Source organism: Burkholderia sp. AU6039 (genome assembly GCF_002223365.1).
Classification (GTDB): domain Bacteria; phylum Pseudomonadota; class Gammaproteobacteria; order Burkholderiales; family Burkholderiaceae; genus Burkholderia.
This window is the reverse complement of record NZ_NKFK01000007.1, coordinates 688,535-706,015: the sequence shown is the minus strand read 5'-3', so window position 1 is coordinate 706,015 and position 17,481 is coordinate 688,535. Positions and strand designations below refer to the sequence as shown.

At 66.0% G+C, this 17,481-nt stretch carries 18 protein-coding genes; 15 read left to right on the top strand and 3 right to left on the bottom strand.

Annotated elements, in window-relative coordinates; translation table 11 throughout:
* The first annotated feature begins 39 nt into the window (after positions 1-39).
* Positions 40-1,110, top strand: a complete 1,071-nt coding sequence (locus CFB39_RS35165; protein ID WP_256991530.1) for a lysozyme inhibitor LprI family protein — start codon at positions 40-42, stop codon at positions 1,108-1,110.
* A gap of 37 nt (positions 1,111-1,147) precedes the next feature.
* Here CFB39_RS35165 and CFB39_RS35160 read toward each other — a convergent pair whose 3' ends face one another.
* Positions 1,148-2,233 (bottom strand): LacI family DNA-binding transcriptional regulator, encoded by a 1,086-nt coding sequence (locus CFB39_RS35160; RefSeq protein WP_089476428.1) that lies wholly within the window; start codon positions 2,231-2,233, stop codon positions 1,148-1,150.
* A gap of 241 nt (positions 2,234-2,474) precedes the next feature.
* On the opposite strand from CFB39_RS35160, the gene rbsK reads away from it, so the two are divergent.
* Genes rbsK through CFB39_RS35145 form a run of 3 tightly spaced genes read left to right on the top strand, consistent with a single transcriptional unit; the run spans position 2,475 to position 5,770 of the window.
* A complete protein-coding gene (rbsK, locus tag CFB39_RS35155; protein ID WP_089476427.1) occupies positions 2,475-3,401 on the top strand; it encodes a ribokinase in 927 nt (308 codons plus the stop codon).
* Between the two features lie 60 nt (positions 3,402-3,461).
* Positions 3,462-4,781 carry an MFS transporter gene (locus CFB39_RS35150; protein ID WP_089433920.1) on the top strand — a complete coding sequence of 440 codons (1,320 nt, stop codon included), beginning with the start codon at positions 3,462-3,464 and terminating at the stop codon, positions 4,779-4,781.
* A gap of 44 nt (positions 4,782-4,825) precedes the next feature.
* On the top strand, positions 4,826-5,770 hold the full coding sequence (locus CFB39_RS35145; RefSeq protein ID WP_089476426.1) for a dihydrodipicolinate synthase family protein: 945 nt from the start codon (positions 4,826-4,828) through the stop codon (positions 5,768-5,770).
* Between the two features lie 184 nt (positions 5,771-5,954).
* On the opposite strand, the gene fliD is transcribed toward CFB39_RS35145, so the two are convergent.
* Positions 5,955-7,457: a flagellar filament capping protein FliD gene (gene fliD / locus CFB39_RS35140; protein ID WP_089476425.1), complete on the bottom strand. Its 1,503-nt coding sequence runs from the start codon at positions 7,455-7,457 to the stop codon at positions 5,955-5,957.
* A gap of 216 nt (positions 7,458-7,673) precedes the next feature.
* Between fliD and CFB39_RS39865 the strand changes: the two genes are divergently transcribed.
* From CFB39_RS39865 to CFB39_RS35120, 5 genes are all read left to right on the top strand, one after another.
* Positions 7,674-8,015 (top strand): hypothetical protein, encoded by a 342-nt coding sequence (locus CFB39_RS39865; RefSeq protein WP_144030364.1) that lies wholly within the window; start codon positions 7,674-7,676, stop codon positions 8,013-8,015.
* 453 nt (positions 8,016-8,468) lie between these two features.
* Positions 8,469-8,882: a DoxX family protein gene (locus tag CFB39_RS35135; RefSeq protein WP_089429970.1), complete on the top strand. Its 414-nt coding sequence runs from the start codon at positions 8,469-8,471 to the stop codon at positions 8,880-8,882.
* A gap of 364 nt (positions 8,883-9,246) precedes the next feature.
* A complete protein-coding gene (locus tag CFB39_RS35130) occupies positions 9,247-10,212 on the top strand; it encodes an SDR family oxidoreductase (RefSeq protein WP_089476424.1) in 966 nt (321 codons plus the stop codon).
* Positions 10,213-10,265: 53 nt separating this feature from the next.
* On the top strand, positions 10,266-10,892 hold the full coding sequence (locus CFB39_RS41210) for a hypothetical protein (protein WP_306426945.1): 627 nt from the start codon (positions 10,266-10,268) through the stop codon (positions 10,890-10,892).
* Positions 10,893-11,070: 178 nt separating this feature from the next.
* Positions 11,071-11,781: an SDR family oxidoreductase gene (locus CFB39_RS35120; RefSeq protein WP_089476422.1), complete on the top strand. Its 711-nt coding sequence runs from the start codon at positions 11,071-11,073 to the stop codon at positions 11,779-11,781.
* 164 nt (positions 11,782-11,945) lie between these two features.
* On the opposite strand, the gene CFB39_RS35115 is transcribed toward CFB39_RS35120, so the two are convergent.
* On the bottom strand, positions 11,946-12,380 hold the full coding sequence (locus CFB39_RS35115; protein ID WP_256991529.1) for a hypothetical protein: 435 nt from the start codon (positions 12,378-12,380) through the stop codon (positions 11,946-11,948).
* 35 nt (positions 12,381-12,415) lie between these two features.
* Here CFB39_RS35115 and CFB39_RS35110 point away from each other — a divergent pair, with 35 nt between their 5' ends.
* The 6 genes from CFB39_RS35110 (at position 12,416) to CFB39_RS35085 (ending at position 17,359) form a co-directional block, all read left to right on the top strand.
* Positions 12,416-12,604, top strand: a complete 189-nt coding sequence (locus CFB39_RS35110) for a hypothetical protein (protein ID WP_089476420.1) — start codon at positions 12,416-12,418, stop codon at positions 12,602-12,604.
* Between the two features lie 223 nt (positions 12,605-12,827).
* The gene (locus CFB39_RS35105; RefSeq protein ID WP_089476419.1) at positions 12,828-13,874 is read left to right on the top strand and encodes a polysaccharide deacetylase family protein; all 1,047 of its coding nucleotides are present in this window, start codon (positions 12,828-12,830) and stop codon (positions 13,872-13,874) included.
* A gap of 3 nt (positions 13,875-13,877) precedes the next feature.
* The gene (locus CFB39_RS35100) at positions 13,878-14,249 is read left to right on the top strand and encodes a LysR substrate-binding domain-containing protein (RefSeq protein ID WP_089476418.1); all 372 of its coding nucleotides are present in this window, start codon (positions 13,878-13,880) and stop codon (positions 14,247-14,249) included.
* 250 nt (positions 14,250-14,499) lie between these two features.
* The gene (locus CFB39_RS35095) at positions 14,500-15,681 is read left to right on the top strand and encodes an MFS transporter (protein ID WP_089476417.1); all 1,182 of its coding nucleotides are present in this window, start codon (positions 14,500-14,502) and stop codon (positions 15,679-15,681) included.
* A gap of 72 nt (positions 15,682-15,753) precedes the next feature.
* Positions 15,754-16,311: an ester cyclase gene (locus tag CFB39_RS35090; protein ID WP_089476416.1), complete on the top strand. Its 558-nt coding sequence runs from the start codon at positions 15,754-15,756 to the stop codon at positions 16,309-16,311.
* A gap of 124 nt (positions 16,312-16,435) precedes the next feature.
* Positions 16,436-17,359 (top strand): LysR family transcriptional regulator, encoded by a 924-nt coding sequence (locus CFB39_RS35085; protein ID WP_089429960.1) that lies wholly within the window; start codon positions 16,436-16,438, stop codon positions 17,357-17,359.
* Positions 17,360-17,481: the final 122 nt, after the last annotated feature.

Here is a 17,481-nt window from a genome sequence, read left to right as displayed (position 1 = left end):
TAGCTTCTACAGGCGCGCGATCCAGCGACGATCAAGCCGATGACCCTCCAGAACCAAAAGAATGCGCGCGGGCAAACCGCGATTTCCGCCAGTGCCGTGCGGCACACGCACCTGCGATCCGTCGCGGCCGCCGCGTTGCTGACAATGCTGCCGCTCACCGCGCATGCCGCCGGCTTCGACTGTGCGAAAGCCGCTTCGTCCACCGAGAAGGCAATCTGCGCGGATGCCGCGCTGTCGAAGCTCGATGGCGACCTGGCGACGGCGTGGAAGCAGGCGCTCGCAAAAGGCGGCGATACGGCCGCGCTGAAAGCCGCGCAGCTGAAGTGGCTCAAGCAGCGCGACCGGTGCGGCGGCGACGCGCAGTGCCTCGGCGATCGCTACCGCGAACGGCTCGCGAGCCTGAACGGCAAGCCGCTGGCCGCCGACCGCTGGCAGCAGACGTGGTACATGACGAGCGACAACCCGTCGTTCGGCGGCGAGCTGACGTTCACCGGCACGGCGCCGCGCCTGCATTTCGAGCTGAGCGGCAACAACGGCGCGAATACGGGCGGCCTCGACGGCGACATCATGCTGCACGGCGACAGCGGCACCTACCGCAAGGACAAATGCCGGCTCGATTTCGAACGCAAGGGCGGGCGCATCGGCGTCACGCAACACGGCGCGGATTTTGACTGCGGTGCGGGCTCGGGCGTCTCCTACGACGGCCAATATGTGACCGCGTCGCAGTTCCAGGCCAAACCGGCGGCCGACCTGCTGAGCCTCAAGGTCGTCGACGACGCGACGCAGAACGCAACCGCGCACAAGCTGCTCGGCGCCGATTATCAGACGCTCGTCGACAACGTCAACTACAGCGCCGACGAGAAGGATCTCGACGGGCTGAACGCGCACGTGAATGCGTACTGGGTGCGCGGCATCGCGACGACGAATGCAGCGATCGTGATGCGCCGCGGTAACGACCTGTGGATCGGGCTGCTCGTGTTCGACGCGAAGAACAACGTCCGGATGCGCTATTACACGAACGTGCCGGCGTGGAAGAAAAACGTGCCGAAGACCATCCAGGCGTGGCACGACAAGCTCGACAAGACGCTGCCGGTCGACGTGATGCAGTGACAGGTGGGCCGGGCAGTCGAAGCCGCCCGGCGCATCGTCATTTTTTACGTCCTGCCCGAACCTGCGCCGGCGCCGCAGCCGATTCCCGCGTGCGCAACTCCGGCAGCACCGCATGACCCGGCCCCGTTGCGCCGTTCTCGAGTGCGTCGAGCAACGCCTGCGCGGCCTGGCGCCCGATCGCGTGGGTGTCGACCCACATCGTCGTCAGCGGCGGCTGGATCTCGCGCGCGAGCGCGATGTCGTCGAAGCCGGTGATCGACAATTGCGCGGGCACGTCGATGCCGAGCGCCTGCGCCTCGAGCAACGCGCCCAGCGCGAGCGCGTCGTTGCCGCAGATCACGGCCGTCGGCCGCGTGGCCGCGTCGCTGTCGGCGATCGCGCGCAGGCTCGCCCGCCCGAACGCGATCGTGGCCGCGCCTTCGTGCTGATGGACGGGGCGCACCGCGAGCCCGCGCGCGGCCAGCGTGTCGTGAATGCCGCGCAGGCGCGCCTGCACACGGTCGTTGTCGGCGGACGGCTGCATGATGATCGCGAAATCGCGGTGGCCGAGGTCGAGCAGGTGAGTGGTGAGCTGCGCGAACGCCGCGCGGTTGTCGAAGCCGATGCAGCAGTGCGGGCTGTCGTCGCGATACGCATAGGTGACGACGTACGGCACACGGTGCATCGCAAGCAGTTCGAACAGTTCCGGCGGATACGCTTCGCCGACGAGCGACACGGCTTCCACGCCGCGCGACAGCATCGCGCGCACCTGGTCCAGCGCCTGCGCGGGATCGTAGTTCGAGCAGCCGAGGAACAGCGTGATGCCGTGCTCGGCCATGACCGTCTGCATGCCCGCGACCTGCGATGCGAACACCTGGTCGTCGAGCGTCGGAATGATCGCGCCCGTGATGTGGGTGCGCGTGGACGCGAGCGCGCGGCCCGCCGCATTCGGGATCCAGTTCAGCGCGCGCGCCGCGTCTCGCACGCGCTGCTGCACGTCGGCCGACACCTTGCCGGGATCGTTGTACACGCGCGAAACGGTCGCGGTCGACACGCCAGCCAGCTTCGCGACATCGCCGAGCACCGAGCGGCCGCTGCCGCGGCGCGCGCGGGGCGCGCCGGCGCGGGAAGGGGGCGAGCTCATCGGCTGTCTCCAGGCGTAGCGGCGATGGCAGCGCTACAAGTTGTCAAATGCGTCAATGTTTACCCTCGATTCGTGGTGGCGACGCTTGCATTCTCGCTCGACCCTGTGAGAATGTAAGCGCTATCTTGACGTGCTTACGTATTATGTCAGACCCATATTCTATCCAGATCGTGAAATTTTCATCGACGACGGCCATTCCGGCCTTTTTGTCCGTCGTAAATGTAAGCGGTTACATTCGGAAATGAGAGACACCACTTCCCCGCGCATCGCCGTCGTCGGCAGCGTCAACATCGACCTCGTCACACGCGCGCCGCGCCTGCCGGTGCCGGGCGAGACGCTGCTCGGCACCGATTTCCATACCGTCCATGGCGGCAAGGGCGCGAACCAGGCGGTCGCGGCTGCGCGCCTGGGCGCGTCGGTCGCGATGATCGGCTGCGTCGGCGACGACGCGTTCGGCGCGCGCCTGCACGACGCGCTGTCGGCAGAGGGCATCGACGTGACGCATCTGGCGCGGATCGGCGGCACCGCGACCGGGGTGGCCACGATCACGGTCGACGAGGGCGGCGCGAACAGCATCGTCGTCGTGCCCGGCGCGAATGCGCGCCTCGATGCCGACCGGATCGACGCGGCGCGCGACGCGATCGCCGGGGCGGCGATGCTCGTGAGCCAGCTCGAAGTGCCGGTCGCTACCGTCGCGCGTGCCATCGCCTGTGCCTGCGCGCACCACACGCCGGTGCTGCTCAATCCCGCGCCCGCGCAGCCGCTGTTCGACGCGCTGCTCGCACGGGTCGACTACCTCGTCGTCAACGAAACCGAGGCCGAGTCGCTGACCGGCATCGCCGTCGGCGACGATGCGTCCGCCGTGCGCGCCGCCGATGCGCTGTGCGCGAAGGGCGTGGGCAACGTGCTGGTCACGCTCGGCGCGCGCGGCGTGTGCTGGCGCGGCGGTGCGGGCAACGGCCGCCTGCGGGCGCTGTCGGTGGTCGCCGTCGATACGACCGCGGCCGGCGACACCTTCGTCGGCGGCTTCGCGGCCGCTCGCGCGGGCGGCGCGTCGATGGACGACGCGATCGGCTTCGGCCAGCGCGCCGCCGCGATCAGCGTGACGCGCCACGGCGCGCAGACCTCGATTCCGACGCGCGACGAAGTGGCATGCCTGGAACCTTGAATTCCGCATCAGACGGACAGGCCGGAACCGGCCGATATCACTGACATGGAGACAACCGCAATGAACGAAACCCCGACCGTTCCGCCCGCACCGCCGCGTATCCGGCGCGGGCAACGCATCGCGCTCGCGCTGTTGATGGTGAGCGGCATCGTCAACTACCTCGATCGCGGCACGCTGGCCGTTGCAAGCTCGGCGATCCGCGCCGATCTCGGCCTGTCGCTCGCGCAGATGGGGCTGCTGCTGTCGGCCTTCTCGTGGAGCTATGCGCTGTGCCAGTTCCCGGTCGGCGGGCTGGTCGACCGCATCGGGCCGCGCCGGCTGCTCGGAATCGGCCTGATCGTGTGGTCGATCGCGCAAGCGGCGGGCGGCATCGTGTCGACCTTTGGCTGGTTCATCGTCGCGCGCATCGTGCTCGGCATCGGCGAGGCGCCGCAGTTCCCGTCGGCCGCGCGGGTGGTGAGCAACTGGTTTCCGCTGCGCGCACGCGGCACGCCGACCGGCATTTTCAACGCCGCGTCGCCGCTCGGCACCGCGCTCGCGCCGTTGCTGCTGTCGATCCTCGTCGCGTCATTGGACTGGCGCTGGGCGTTCATCGCGACGGGCGCAGCCGGTCTCGTCGTCGCCGTCGTCTGGTTCGCGCTGTATCGCGATCCGGTGCGCGCGCAACTGACTGCCACCGAGCGCAACTACCTCGACGCCGACGCGCAAAGCACGGTCGCGGCACCGAAACTGACGTTCGCCGAATGGCGCGGCCTGTTCTCGCACGGCACGACCTGGGGGATGCTGATCGGCTATTTCGGTTCCGTGTACCTGAACTGGGTGTACCTCACCTGGCTGCCGGGCTACCTGACGATGGAGCGGCACATGAGCCTGATCCGCACCGGCTTTGCCGCGTCGGTGCCGTTCCTGTGCGGATTCGTCGGCTCGCTGCTGGCCGGCTGGCTGTCGGACCTGGTCACGCGCCGCAGCCGTTCGCCGGTCGTGAGCCGGCGCAATGCGGTGGTGGTCGCGATGCTCGGGATGGTCGCGTTCACGATTCCCGCCGCGCTCGCGCAGAGCAACACGGTGGCGCTCGCCTGCATTTCGGTCGTGATCTTTCTCGCCAACGCGGCGTCGGCCTGCTCGTGGGCGCTCGCGACGGCAGCCGCGCCGCCGAGCCGCATTGCGTCGCTCGGCGCGATCCAGAATTTCGGCGGTTTCATCGGCGGCGCGCTCGCGCCGATCCTGACGGGCATCATTGCGCAGAAGTGGTCATTCGTGCCGGCGCTGCTGACGGCCGCGGCGATCGCGTTCGCGGGCGCGATGGCGTACCTGCTGCTGGTGCGCAAGCCGATTCCCGAGCAGGCCGCGAACGCCGCGCCCGGGCCGTTGCCGGCCTGAGCACGCGGCATGCGCCACGCATTCACTGAAGCAAGGAGAAACAGATGCAACACCCGCAGCAATCGAACGTGACCATCGAGGGCATCGTCCCGGTGATGCTGACGCCGTTCGACGACGCCGGCGCGATCGACTACGCCGGGCTCGAGCGGCTCATCGAATGGTATCTGGCGCACGGCGCCGATGCGTTGTTCGCGGTCGCGCAGTCGAGCGAGATGCAGTTCCTGAGCCTGGCCGAACGCGCGGAACTCGCGCGCTTCGTGGTCGAGCGGGTGGCCGGGCGCGTGCCGGTCGTCGCGTCCGGGCACATCAGCGACGATCTCGACGCGCAGGCCGATGAGCTGTGCGCGGCGGCCGAATCGGGCGCGCAGGGCGTCGTGCTCGTGACCAATCGACTCGATCCGCAGCGCAAGGGCAGCGCCGCGCTGCTCGACCATCTGCACCGGCTGCTCGCGCGCTTGCCGTCGGATCTGCCGCTCGGGCTGTACGAGTGCCCGGCGCCTTACCGTCGGCTGCTGTCGGATGACGAACTGCGTGCGTGCATCGACACGGGCCGGTTCGTGATGCTCAAGGACGTGAGCTGCGACCTGGAGACGGTGAAGCGGCGCGTCGCGCTCGCCGAGGGCTCGCCGCTGAAGATCCTCAACGCGAACGCCGCGATTGCGTGGGACGCGATGAAGGCGGGGTCCGCCGGCTTCAACGGTGTGTTCACCAACTTCCATCCGGACCTGTACCGGTGGTTGCGCACGCAAGGGGCGTCGAATCCGGCGCTGGCCGACGAGCTATCGACGTTCCTCGTCGTGTCGGCGGTGTCGGAAGCGCTGGGGTACCCGGCGCTCGCGAAGCTCTATCACCAGCGAATCGGCACCTTCGCGTCGATCCGTTGCCGCGTGATCGACTACGACGTGCGTGAGCGGTTCTGGGCGCTCGATGCGGTGCTCGACAAGATCGTGGCCGGAACCGAGCATTTCCGGCGAAGGATCGCCGCGTAATCGGGCGCGTGCGGCCGTCCGGGGTTGACGGTGCGGGACGGGGAACCGAACCCGGCGCATGCTCGCGCACTGCCGGGCGGGCGTGAGTGAGGCTTCCACGCGGGACACCGTGCGCGGCGGCGCGAGCCGGTCGATCCATTGACCGGCTCGCGCCGCGATGATCGTCAATCGGCCCGGACGCTCTTCACTTGTTCGCCAGCGTGCCGTTGCTGTTGGCCCCGCCGAACAGCCGCGTCAGGTACTGCGTGTTCGAGTTCATCTTGGCCATCAGCGCGTTGAGTGCCGTGAACTGCGCCTGGTACTGCTTGGTCAGTTGCGCGGCGTAGTCGGCCAGATTCGTCTGTTGCTGCGTGACGCGCTTCAGGTCGGCGCCCAGCGCGTTCGTGCGCAGGTCGATCATCCCGCCCCGCTTCGTGAAGGTCGCGATCTGGTCGGTCAGTTGCTTGCCTACCCCGTTCGTCGGGTTGAACAGGTGCGCGACCCCCGACGGGTTGTTGGTCAGCGCACTGTCGAGCTTCGCGCTGTCGGCCCTCAGCGTGCCATCCTTCTCGAGCGAGACGCCGATCGCTGCCAGGTTCGTGTGCCCGTCGCCGTTCTTGTTGGGAACGCCGCGCGCGATGGTCGACGCGAGGGCGTTGCGGATCGTGTGCAGCGTCGAGTCGCCGATCAGCGCGCCCTGCGCGCTCGCCCCCGGCGTGTAGCTCGACAGCGCGCCCATCGTCTTGACGACGGCGTTGTACTGGTTCACGAAATTCGTGATCGTGGCCGCCTGCGACTTCGTGTCGGGGCTGATCGTCAGCGTCTGCGTATCGGTTGCGCTGACCGCAGCCGCCGACAAGTTCAGCGTGACGCCGTTCAGCACGCCCGACACCGAGTTGCTCGCGCTGGTCGACGCGATGCCGCTGACCGTGAACTTCGCGTCCTGCGCGACGGCGCTTTGCCGCCACGCGGCCGCGCTGTTCGCCGAGTCGATCTTCGACGGGCCGCCCTTCGTGTCGGCCGTCGACGTGACGCCGAGGTTCGACAGCCCGTTGTCGTTGGCCACGTTGCCGACCGCGACGCTGATCGTGCTCGCCGAGCCCGTCTTCGACGACGCGAGCACGAGGTGCGCGCCGTCGGTGCCGTTGATGACCGTCGCGCTGACCCCCGGGTTGTTCGATGCGGAGTTGATTGCGGCCGCGATGCCTGACAGCGTGTTGTTCGTGCCGTTGACGTCGACTTTGAACGACTGGTTGCCGAGCGACAGCGTCAGGGTGCCGGTGCCGAGCGCCTTCTTCCCGTCGAAGCCCGACGAAGCCAGCGCCTGCGCGGTCGCGATCTGCGTGACGCCGACCGTGTAGGTGCCGGCAACCGCGCCTGCACCCGGCGTCGCGGTCAGGCCCTTGCCGCTCGCGACCGCGGTGAACGTCGACTGCAGCGCGCCATTCGCCAGCGTGGTGAGGCCCGTCTCGAGCGCGCCCAGCGCGGACGACAGCGCGCCGAATGCGGAAATCTGCGTGGTGCCGGTCTGCTGCGACGCGGCGAGCGCCGCGGCCCGGCCCGCCGTCTTCGCGTTCACCAGCGTCGTGACGAGCAAGCCGACATCCATCGACCCATTGCCGGTCGAGCCGTTGATGATCGATTGCGCCGCCTGTTGCAACAGGCTGTTCGCGTTCGCGCTGCTGTTCACAGACATGTTCGTTGCCATGGGTGGTCTCCGGTTGAAAAGCGATCCCGTGACGAGCGGCTGGCGACGGCCTGCGGGCCGTGTCCGGAGCGGCGCGTTCCGGGAGTCACGGGAATGTCGGGGAAATGTAAGGACGTGCGCTATCGTATATTTAAATCCGTATTTGTTAGTAATTTTTTGTAATGATTGTTGGGAAAAGTGTGAGCGGAAATGCGGTAGTGGAGCGGGATTAAAGGTTTGCGATTTTTTGCCGTAAACGACGCAACATTTTTTATTGTATTTAGTAATTGGTTTTTACTGGAATTGAGAACTTGCCGGGAGCGTGAATGTTCGATCGGTTTTTTCGCTCGCTCGGCTAAACACCGGATCGATCGACAGTGCACGGAAGGTGTTCTTCCCGGCAGCTATCGGGCTGAAACCCTTGCCCACGGGACGGCATCCGCCGCGGACGACATCAACCCGCTTGCCCGTGAAACGTTTTCGTTTGCCAAAACGCATTTCCAGGCCGGACGTCTTTGCCCCAAACGGAGGGCCTTCGCCGATGGGAAAGAAAGTCGAGTTTGTAAATTAATTCACTGATGGCAGGTTTGTACACATAACGTATCGTCTAACCGTGATTGCGATATTTCGATGTGGCCTGTGAGCGCGAATTGGCGCTTCAATATCGACTGGATACGGAGGCGGGATATGAGTGGGCGGTTTTCATGTCCTTGAAACACAACGGCAGATTCATTTGATCGGATTGATGGCTGCTGCGTGCGGCCTTGTTTCGCGCGATTGTCCACTAAAGTGTGACGGCGAATCTTGTTTTGACGGATTGATGATTCTCGGGGAGACAGTAGACTGCACCCGTGCTTCGCCAGAACCGATCCGGGGCGCGCCGGGAACGGCGCGACCAGGCGGATTCTTCGGCGGCGGGCCAGCCGGCTTGCTGTCCGAGTGTGCGAGGAGTGGTTCGTTGCCGACCTGGCGCGCCGATCTGGCGCGTATCGGCACCGGACGCATCAAACCGTCAATTCAAGGGTGATTGTCATGCGTTACGTTTCACTGGAGTCGAAGAAGGACGAGCTGTTGCTGGCGGCTCGCGTGCTGTTGATGATCCTGTTCGTGCTGTTCGGCTGGCAGAAGCTGAGCGGCTTCTCGGGCACGGTCGCGTACATGGCGTCGACGGGGAACCCGGCGCCCGAGCTGGCGGCCGCGATCGCGGTGGCGGTCGAGCTGGCCGGTGGCTTGCTGATCGCGATCGGCTTCTATACGCGTCCGCTCGCACTGGTGTTCGCCGCCTATACGCTCGCGACCGCATTGATCGGCCATCGCTACTGGGCGCTGCAGGGGATGGAGCAATACATGGCGATGATCAACTTCTACAAGAACGTGAGCATCATCGGCGGGCTGCTGTTGCTCGCACTGACCGGGCCGGGGCGGTATTCGCTCGACCGGAAGTAACGCGGGACGCGGTTTTCCGCAGAGGTGACGGCCCGGTGCGTGCAAGCGCACCGGGCTTTGCTTTTGGGCGAGGTGCGTGAGGTGGCGCCGCCGCGGATTGCCCGCGCGCGCGGGCGGCCGCGCGGCGTGCCGATGTCGTCGGCAGGACGGGCGTCATCCCGGTGGACGGGGGGCGCCGTGCCGAGCGCCGGCCGCCGGTCGCGGCGCACGTGATGCACGTGATGCACGTGACGCGCGCCCGTCGCGGGGTTGCCGATCTGCCATCACGATGTACTGGCTGTCATACTCGGCTATGCTCCCCGCGACCGTGGCCCGAACGTCGAACGCGACCTCGGGCACTTCCCAGTCACCCGAATCACCGCCCATGCCAAATCCGACCTCGTCGACTGACCTCCCGACCGTCCTCCTCATCGGTGCCGCCGGCCTCCTCGGCCGCGCGGTTGCCGCATCCCTGGCCCGTGAATCGTCGCTGAACCTCGTCGCAACGATCCGGAACCCGCAAGGCGCCGGCGCCAAACGCCTGGCGCTGCCACCGGAAAACCTCGCCGAACTCGACGTCCTCGACGAGCCGGCCCTCGAACACCTCTTCGCCGTCCGCCAACCGGCCGCCGTGATCATCTGCGCGGCCGAACGCCGCCCGGATGTCTGCGAACGCGACCCTGCCGGCGCGCGGGCGATCAACGTCACGGCCCCGGCCCGCATCGGCGCGCTCGCCGCGCGCCACGGCGCATGGACGCTCGGCATCTCCACCGACTACGTCTTCGACGGCAAGGCGGCGCCGTACCGCGAGGACGCCGCACCGAACCCGCTGAACATCTACGGCCGCACGAAGCTGGAAGGTGAGGCGGCCCTGCTCGCCGCGTCGCCGCTGTCGTGTGTGTTGCGCCTGCCGCTGCTCTTCGGCCCGATCGTCGACTGGAGCGAATCGGCCGTCACGAGCCTCGTGCCGGCGATCGTTGCTTCCGCTCGGCCGGGCGCCGACGCGGTCGGCATGGACGCATGGGCGATCCGGTACCCGACGTATACGCCGGATGTCGCGGACGTCATCCGCGACCTGACGCTGCGCCATCTCGCGGGTGCGTCGATCACGGGCCTTCGTCACTGGTCGGGCGAGGAGCCGATGACGAAGTACGACATCGCGCAGCGGATCGCGGCCGCGCTCGGCATCGACGCCGCGCTCAAGCGAATCGACCAGCCGACCGACGCGACACCGCGTCCGTACGACTGCCACCTGGACGCATCGAGCGTGCGCGCCGCGGGGATCGATCACGCGACGCCGTTCGATACCGCGCTGCGCGCCGTGCTGCGCGATGCGCCGCAGGGGCTGTAGGATCGGGCGCCCCGCGCGGCCCGTGCACATGCGCTCATTGCGCCGGCCGCGCCATGAATGCCGTTCGCGACATTGCCGAAGACGTGCACGCATGGCGTCGCGGTGACATCGTGTCTCTTGAATCCGCTGGCGTGCGACGAAACCGGGACCCCCAGGCAACCAGCGGCCCCCATCTTCTTGTCGTCATTGAAGATCATTCAATGGCGAAGCCAATTATCAAGACCGACCGACGTGCGACAGAATGCGTACCAGGCTTTCCAGCATGGACACGAAGCATGCATTTCGACCACGCCACCATCGTTACCGATGACATTGACGGTACACGCCGCTTTTTCGATGAGGTCGTCGGTCTCGATACCGGGCCTCGACCGCCGTTCACGGTGGATGGCTACTGGTTGTACCTCGATAGCCGCCCGATGATTCATGTCACGCGTGCAACGCTACCGGCGCACGCCGGCCGTAGCACGCCGCGCATCGATCACATTGCGCTTCGCGTCGACACACACCGCGAATGGGCGACGTTGATCGATCGACTCTCCGGCAGTCGGATCGACTACTCGCTGAGTGAAGTGCCGTTGTCCAATGAGCTTCAGTTGTTCGTGTCCATTGCCCCGGGGGTTTCCGTCGAATTTGTGACGACGCTCGGAGCGGATGAGCAGCCTGGGATTCCGAACGGATGACCGGATCTGCCGAATCGTCTCGCGAAACCCATGACGCTTGCCGGCTTCGCCGGCGACAGCGGCGATTCGGCGTGGCGGCCGACCATCCTTGGCCGCAAGCGGTATTCAGAACATTTGGTGCGTGCGACGGGCACGGCTTCACGCTCGCGAGCACGCTTTTGATCGGAGGAAGCGAACGATGAAATTCGATGGACAAGACGTGCTGGTGGTCGGCGGAAGCTCGGGAATCGGCGAAGCGGCCGCGCGGGCCTTTGCGGCGGCCGGGGCGAGCGTGACGATCGCGTCGCGCGACGCGGCCAAACTGGCGGCGAGCGCAGCGAGGATCGGTCACGGCGTGCGAACCGGTGTGATGGACACGACCGACGACACGAGCGTACGTGCATTTTTCGAATCGGCGGGCGAATTCGACCACGTTGTCGTGTCGGCCGCGCAGACACCCACGGGGCCGGTGCGTGGTCTCGCGCTCGCCGATGCCTACGCGGCGATGGACAGCAAGTTCTGGGGCGCCTATCGCGTCGCGCGGGCCGTACGCATTCGGCAGGGCGGATCGCTGACGTTCGTGTCGGGCTTCCTGAGCGTGCGGCCGAGCAAGACCTCGGTCTTGCAAGGCGCGATCAACGCGGCGCTCGAATCGCTGGCGCGGGGTCTGGCGCTCGAGCTGTCGCCCGTGCGGGTGAATACGGTTTCCCCGGGCCTGATCGCGACGCCGCTCTGGTCGAAGCTCGATGCGCAGGCGCGGGACAGGATGTACGAAGGCGCCGCGGCGCGCTTGCCGGCGGGCCGTGTCGGTCAACCCGAGGACGTTGCGAACGCGGTGCTCTACCTTGCATCGACCCCGTACGCGACCGGCTCGACGGTGCTGGTCGACGGTGGCGGTGCGATCGCGTAGCGGCCGGGTTGGTTGAAGGTCGAACCGCGATGCGTCGCCGTTGTCCGAGCGCCCGTGCCCGAATTCCGCGTGCCGTGTGCGGCGTCGGATGATCCCGGGTGCACGGGCGAGCATGAGCGTCTGCGCCGCCTTTGTTTCGGGGCGCACGCGTATTCAGGATGCCGTTAGCGCTTTCTGGTGCCCGCAAGCCGCGATGGCTCCGATGTGCGTACCGAATCGTTGTCCGGCATGTCGAGGCCGGACGAGCGGATCGTTCGCGACAACGCTTCTTCAAAGCGCTCCTTGGCAGGCTTGAAGGTCTTGCCGCGACGCCAGCGCGACGCGGCGATGCGCGACAGGCCATCGTCCGCGATCGTCGTCGCCACTTCCCGCAGGCTGGCGGTCTTCCGGACCTTGCGACTGGCGGATCGACGCACCCGCGCCAGCCGTTCGATGCACAACGTTCTCTGCTCGACGTCCGCATGCGACAGATGGGAGAGCGACACGCCGACGTCCAGTTTATTTTCCACCAGCCCCTGGTCGATCGCCGCAGCCGGAAGGGCTTGAACGGACACGTACAACTGCGTGTGTCGTGAGAGCCGGGCCGATATCGTCTGCACGACGAGCGATCGTGCGTACGTGTCGATCGCACCGATTGCCGCTGTTCCGGCACCTGCCGACCATGCGAATGACCGGCGCGGCCGCGGCGGCGGGGATCGCGACGATCAATTGTTTCGGAAACCTGATGGGTTTTGCGGGGCCGATCGTGTTCGGATGGTTGAAGGATCGTCATCACGATGCGATGGCGCTCACCGTCGTTTATCGAAGGGTGTCGACGCATTGAAGCGCGGTAGGCCGAGCGGGCTTGCCGTATCCGGATGGAACACCGATTTTTTGGCCTGGATTGAAAGTCTATTTATTTCAAGGCCCATTTTCAAAGCGGGACCGTTTTCTGAAAATGGGTTGTACACGCACCAATCTGCGTGACATTCCATACCCGTTCATTCGTCATCATGCATCGCGTTGCGGTGCGAGCGACGCGCTTGCGCGTCATGAGGAGATTGTCCATGGCAATTCAAATCGATCATGTGGATCGCGATCCGGCCGAGCAGGCACCCGATCAACCGACGCGCCGTTCCTTCCTGACCCAGGCCGGAATCGGCGCGGGCGCGTTCGCCGTCGGTGCGATGCTTCAATCCACCCTGGCCGGTGCGCAAACGGGCAGCCCCCGATCGACCCCGGTAGCCGCGCCCGTGCAGGGTGAATTCTGGCCGAACGGTGCACGGCTGGTCATTTCGATCTCGATGCAGTTCGAGGCGGGCGGACAGCCGCCGAAGGGCGCCGACAATCCGTTTCCGAAAGTCGATTTCCCGGCGAGCGTGCCCGCCGATCTTGCCGCGCAAGCATGGTTTGCGTACGGGTATCGCGAGGGCATTCCCCGAATGCTGGATCTGTGGGATCGGCATGACGTGAAGGTGACGACTCACATGATCGGCGAGGCGGCGAAGCGGCATCCGCAGGTGGCGCGCGAAATCGTGGCGCGCGGCCACGAAGCGTCGGGCCATGGGCCGACCTGGAACTCGCAGTATGCGATGTCGCGACCGCAGGAACGCGAGTTTCTGATCCAGGCGCGATCGATGGTGGAGGAGGTGACGGGCCAACGTCCGATCGGCTACAACGCGAACTGGCTGCGACGCGGGCCGAACACACTGTCGCTGCTGCAGGAGCTGGGCTACGTGTATCACATCGATGATACGAGCCGCGACGAGCCGTTCATCGAAAAGGTCAACGGCAAGGATTTCGTCGTGGTTCCGTATACGCTGCGCAATAACGACATCCTGCTGGTGGAGGGCCGGAATTACTCGCCGGACAAGTTCCTCGAACAGATCAAGTTCGATTTTGATCAGTTGTACGAGGAAGCGGGTACGCGTCGGCGCATGATGTCGATCAGCGCGCATGACCGTATCAGCGGCACGCCGCAGATGACGCGTGCATGGGACGCGTTCCTGCGTCATGCAAAGAGCCATCCCGGCGTTGCGTTCATGCGCAAGGACGACATTGCGCGGTTCGTGCTGCAAAGCCCGATTACGGTGCGCGAAAGCGAGACGATCTAGCGGATTGCCCGAGCGTCTTCGCACCGGTGCGATCGTGCGAAGGCGCTCGACGACGCTTCGCTTGTCGCCCGTCGCATCGGCGAAGCGACGCTGATCCTGTGCGCGCATCCGGATTCCCTGGCGGCCAATCCGACGATTCGTTCGGTTGGCGATTTGCGAAAGCATCGCCTCGTTGCGTTTCGCATACCAATCACGGGCCGTGATCGGCCAATCGAGTTCGTCGAACACGGGCGAACGGTCATGCTGACCATCGAGGCCCGCTTCCGCATCAACCACGGTGAAGCGCTCGCCGAAGCTGCCGCGCTTGGCGCGGGCCTCGCACAAGTTCCCCGCGTTTCTCGCCAAACCCCACCTGCGCAGCGGCACGCTCGTTGAAGTGTTGCCGACCGGTCGCCCCGCGCCGCTGTCCGTCAATCTCGTGATGCCGGGCTCGCGTGCGCGCGCTGATCGGCGCGTTGACCGGCGACGAATGATGGAGTGCTGATCAGGCACGCGCCGCCCCTTGCATTGATTTTCTTGTCTGGCTTGAAAATGATTCAAGACGGAGGCCAATTATCAATCCGCACGGTGGCAAGCAGAATCGCTGCACATCCCCTGCGGCTCTGCCGCTTTCCCGGAGACAGCCATGCCACTTCCCATTCTCGCGCTGGCCCTGAGCGCTTTTGCGATCGGCACCACGGAATTCGTCATCATGGGCATCCTGCCCGATGTCGCGCAGTCGCTTTCCGTTTCCATCCCGTCGGCGGGGCTGCTCGTGAGCGGCTATGCATTGGGCGTCGCCGTGGGCGCGCCGCTGCTCGCCATCCTCACCAGCCGTATGCCGCGCAAGTGGGCGCTTCTGCTGCTGATGGGCATCTTCATCGTCGGCAATGTTCTGTGCGCGGTCGCGCCGGGCTACACGAGCCTCATGATCGCCCGCGTCGTCACGTCGTTCGCGCATGGCTCGTTCTTCGGCATCGGGTCGGTCGTTGCCGCGTCGCTCGTGTCGCAGGACAAGCGCGCGAGTGCCGTCGCATTGATGTTTACCGGTCTTGCGCTCGCCAACGTGCTCGGCGTGCCGCTCGGCACCTTCATCGGCCAGATGCTCGGCTGGCGTGCCGCATTCTGGTCCGTCGCCGGCGCAGGCGTGCTCGCCGCGCTGGCCCTCGTGGCGCTCGTGCCGAACACGCGCGAAGCGCAACCCGCGAGCCTTGCGCACGAAGTAGGCGTGCTCAAGCACCCGCAGGTTTGGCTCGCACTGTTGATGACCGTGCTCGGCTTTGGCGGCATGTTCGTGGTGTTCACCTACATCACCCCCGTGCTCGAGCAGGCGAGCGGATTCGCGCCGAGCGGCGTGACGAAGATTCTCGTGCTGTTCGGCATCGGTCTGGCCATCGGCAATGCGCTCGGCGGCAAGCTTGCTGATCGCGGCGTGATGCGGGCGCTGACGGGCGTGTTCGTCGTGCTGGTCGCGATCATGGTGGTGTTCAGTCGCACCATGCATCACCCCGTGGCATCGGTCCTGACGATTTTCGTCTGGGGCGTCGCGGCATTCGCGACGGTCCCGGGCCTGCAGATGCGCGTGCTGAGCAAGGCCGCGAGCGCACCGAACCTCGCATCGACGCTCAACATCGGCGCGTTCAACGTGGGGAATGCGATGGGGGCATGGCTCGGCGGCATGGCGCTTTCGCACGGGCAGGCACTCGACACGCTGCCGCTCGTGGCCGCCGCGATGACGCTGATGGCGATTGCGGTGACCGCTTTCGCGTCCCGGCTTGATCGACGCGAGACCGCACAAGCGAATCGCACCGCCCGCTTTCCAGCCTGAATGACCCAAGTCGCACCACTGCCGGATTCAATCCGTTCATCGAGCATCGCGTACACACTCAAGGAGCCCGTCATGAAAACCCGCACCGTCCTTTCCGCCGTTTCCCGCATCGCGCTGGCCGCAGCCACCGCTGCTGCCGCGTTGCCTGCCGTCGCCGCGACCGGCGACGATCTCGTGCAGCCGAAAACGCTGATCGTCGACAAGACCCTCTCGAAGCAGCAGGCCGAGCAACAGATTCGCGCGGCGCGTCTTTACGACACCTTCTGGAGCACGGGCGACGAGGCCCAGGCCCGCGAGGCGCTGGCGGCCGATTTCACGGACCGCACCTTGCCCGCCGGTCGGCCGCAGGGCATCGCCGGGCCGCTGGCTGCATCGAAAGGCTTCCATCGCGCCGTGCCGGACGTCCACGCCGAAGTCGAACAGATGATCGTCGCCGGCGACCGCGTCGTCACCCATCTGCATTTCACCGGTCACTTCACCGGCACCTTCAACGGCGTGCAGGGGAAGGGGCAGGTGGTCGACTTCATCGCCACGGACATCTATCGCATTCGCGACGGCAAGATCACCGACAACTGGCATCTCGAAGACAACCTGACGTTCCTGCAACAGCTCGGCGTGGTCGCCAAGTAAGCGGGCCCGGGGGCCGATCCTGCCAATCGGCCTTTTCTTCGTCCGTCCGCATCGCGTTACCATGCCCGGGCCTTCGCGGCGCATCGCGCGGCACGACCCAACACTCTTTTCGCGTGACGCGACCATGGACAATCTCGGTGACATTCGTCTTTTCGTCGAAGCAGCAGGCCAGGGCAGTCTTTCGGCGGCCGGCAGAAAGCTCGGACTGTCCCCCGCGGCGGCGAGCGCCCGGCTCGTCAAGCTCGAGGGAGAACTCCACACGCAGCTGTTCGAGCGTTCGACCCGCAAGCTGCGCCTCACGGATGAAGGTCGTCTGTATCTCGTCCATTGCCAGCATGCACTGCAAACGCTGGAAGATGCGCGCGCGGCGTTGCAGGCCGGACGTGCATCGGTGAGCGGGGCGTTGCGCGTATCGGCCACCTCCGATTTCGGGCGCACCGTGCTGCGTCGATGGCTCGACGAATTCAACGAACGCCATCCGAACGTCACACTGACGCTCGTGCTCTCGGATTCACTGTCACACTTGCTGCAGGACGACATCGATCTCGCGATCCGGTTCGGCGTGCCGGCGGACAGCGCGATGGTCGCCAAGCGCATGGCCGACAATCGCCGCGCGCTTTGCGCGTCGCCCGACTACATCGCCGAGCACGGCATGCCGAGCCATCCCGACGATTTGCGTGAGCATCGATGCATCGTCCTTTCTTCCGCGGCCGGCGCGGCGAACAACTGGCGTTTCGCGCGCGACGGGGAGACCGCGTCGTTCACCGCGCCGCTCGACCGTTCCCGTCAGACCAATGATGGTGCGCTTGCCCGCGAATGGGCGATCGAGGGGCGCGGGGTGGCCATGAAATCGATCTGGGACATCGGCGCCGATCTTCAGGCCGGGCGGCTCAAGCTGCTCCTGCAGGAGTGGCGCTGCCCGGACGTGCCGGTGAACGCGCTGTTTCAACGAACGCTTTATATGGCGCCACGCGTGCGCACCTTGCTCGACTTCCTCGAGCAGCGGTTCTCCGAAGCTTCCGACACGCTGGCGCCGTTTCTGCGGTAGTTTCCCGCGATCGCGGGCTTTCGGCGTTCGTCGGGGTGGCGCGTGAATACATTCGATTCGGCGCGGTCGCTTCTCGATTCTGCCCACGTTCGCGTCATCGCGTTTTTGATTGCGGATGTCCG

Excerpts from the sequence above, each read along its gene's own strand:
- CFB39_RS35165 (WP_256991530.1), top strand. The coding sequence starts at position 40 with ATGACCCTCCAGAACCAAAAGAATGCGCGCGGGCAAACCGCGATTTCC.
- CFB39_RS35160 (WP_089476428.1), bottom strand. The coding sequence starts at position 2,233 with ATGAGCTCGCCCCCTTCCCGCGCCGGCGCGCCCCGCGCGCGCCGCGGC.
- rbsK (WP_089476427.1), top strand. The coding sequence starts at position 2,475 with ATGAGAGACACCACTTCCCCGCGCATCGCCGTCGTCGGCAGCGTCAAC.
- CFB39_RS35150 (WP_089433920.1), top strand. The coding sequence starts at position 3,462 with ATGAACGAAACCCCGACCGTTCCGCCCGCACCGCCGCGTATCCGGCGC.
- CFB39_RS35145 (WP_089476426.1), top strand. The coding sequence starts at position 4,826 with ATGCAACACCCGCAGCAATCGAACGTGACCATCGAGGGCATCGTCCCG.
- fliD (WP_089476425.1), bottom strand. The coding sequence starts at position 7,457 with ATGGCAACGAACATGTCTGTGAACAGCAGCGCGAACGCGAACAGCCTG.
- CFB39_RS35135 (WP_089429970.1), top strand. The coding sequence starts at position 8,469 with ATGCGTTACGTTTCACTGGAGTCGAAGAAGGACGAGCTGTTGCTGGCG.
- CFB39_RS35130 (WP_089476424.1), top strand. The coding sequence starts at position 9,247 with ATGCCAAATCCGACCTCGTCGACTGACCTCCCGACCGTCCTCCTCATC.
- CFB39_RS41210 (WP_306426945.1), top strand. The coding sequence starts at position 10,266 with ATGAATGCCGTTCGCGACATTGCCGAAGACGTGCACGCATGGCGTCGC.
- CFB39_RS35120 (WP_089476422.1), top strand. The coding sequence starts at position 11,071 with ATGAAATTCGATGGACAAGACGTGCTGGTGGTCGGCGGAAGCTCGGGA.
- CFB39_RS35105 (WP_089476419.1), top strand. The coding sequence starts at position 12,828 with ATGGCAATTCAAATCGATCATGTGGATCGCGATCCGGCCGAGCAGGCA.
- CFB39_RS35095 (WP_089476417.1), top strand. The coding sequence starts at position 14,500 with ATGCCACTTCCCATTCTCGCGCTGGCCCTGAGCGCTTTTGCGATCGGC.
- CFB39_RS35090 (WP_089476416.1), top strand. The coding sequence starts at position 15,754 with ATGAAAACCCGCACCGTCCTTTCCGCCGTTTCCCGCATCGCGCTGGCC.
- CFB39_RS35085 (WP_089429960.1), top strand. The coding sequence starts at position 16,436 with ATGGACAATCTCGGTGACATTCGTCTTTTCGTCGAAGCAGCAGGCCAG.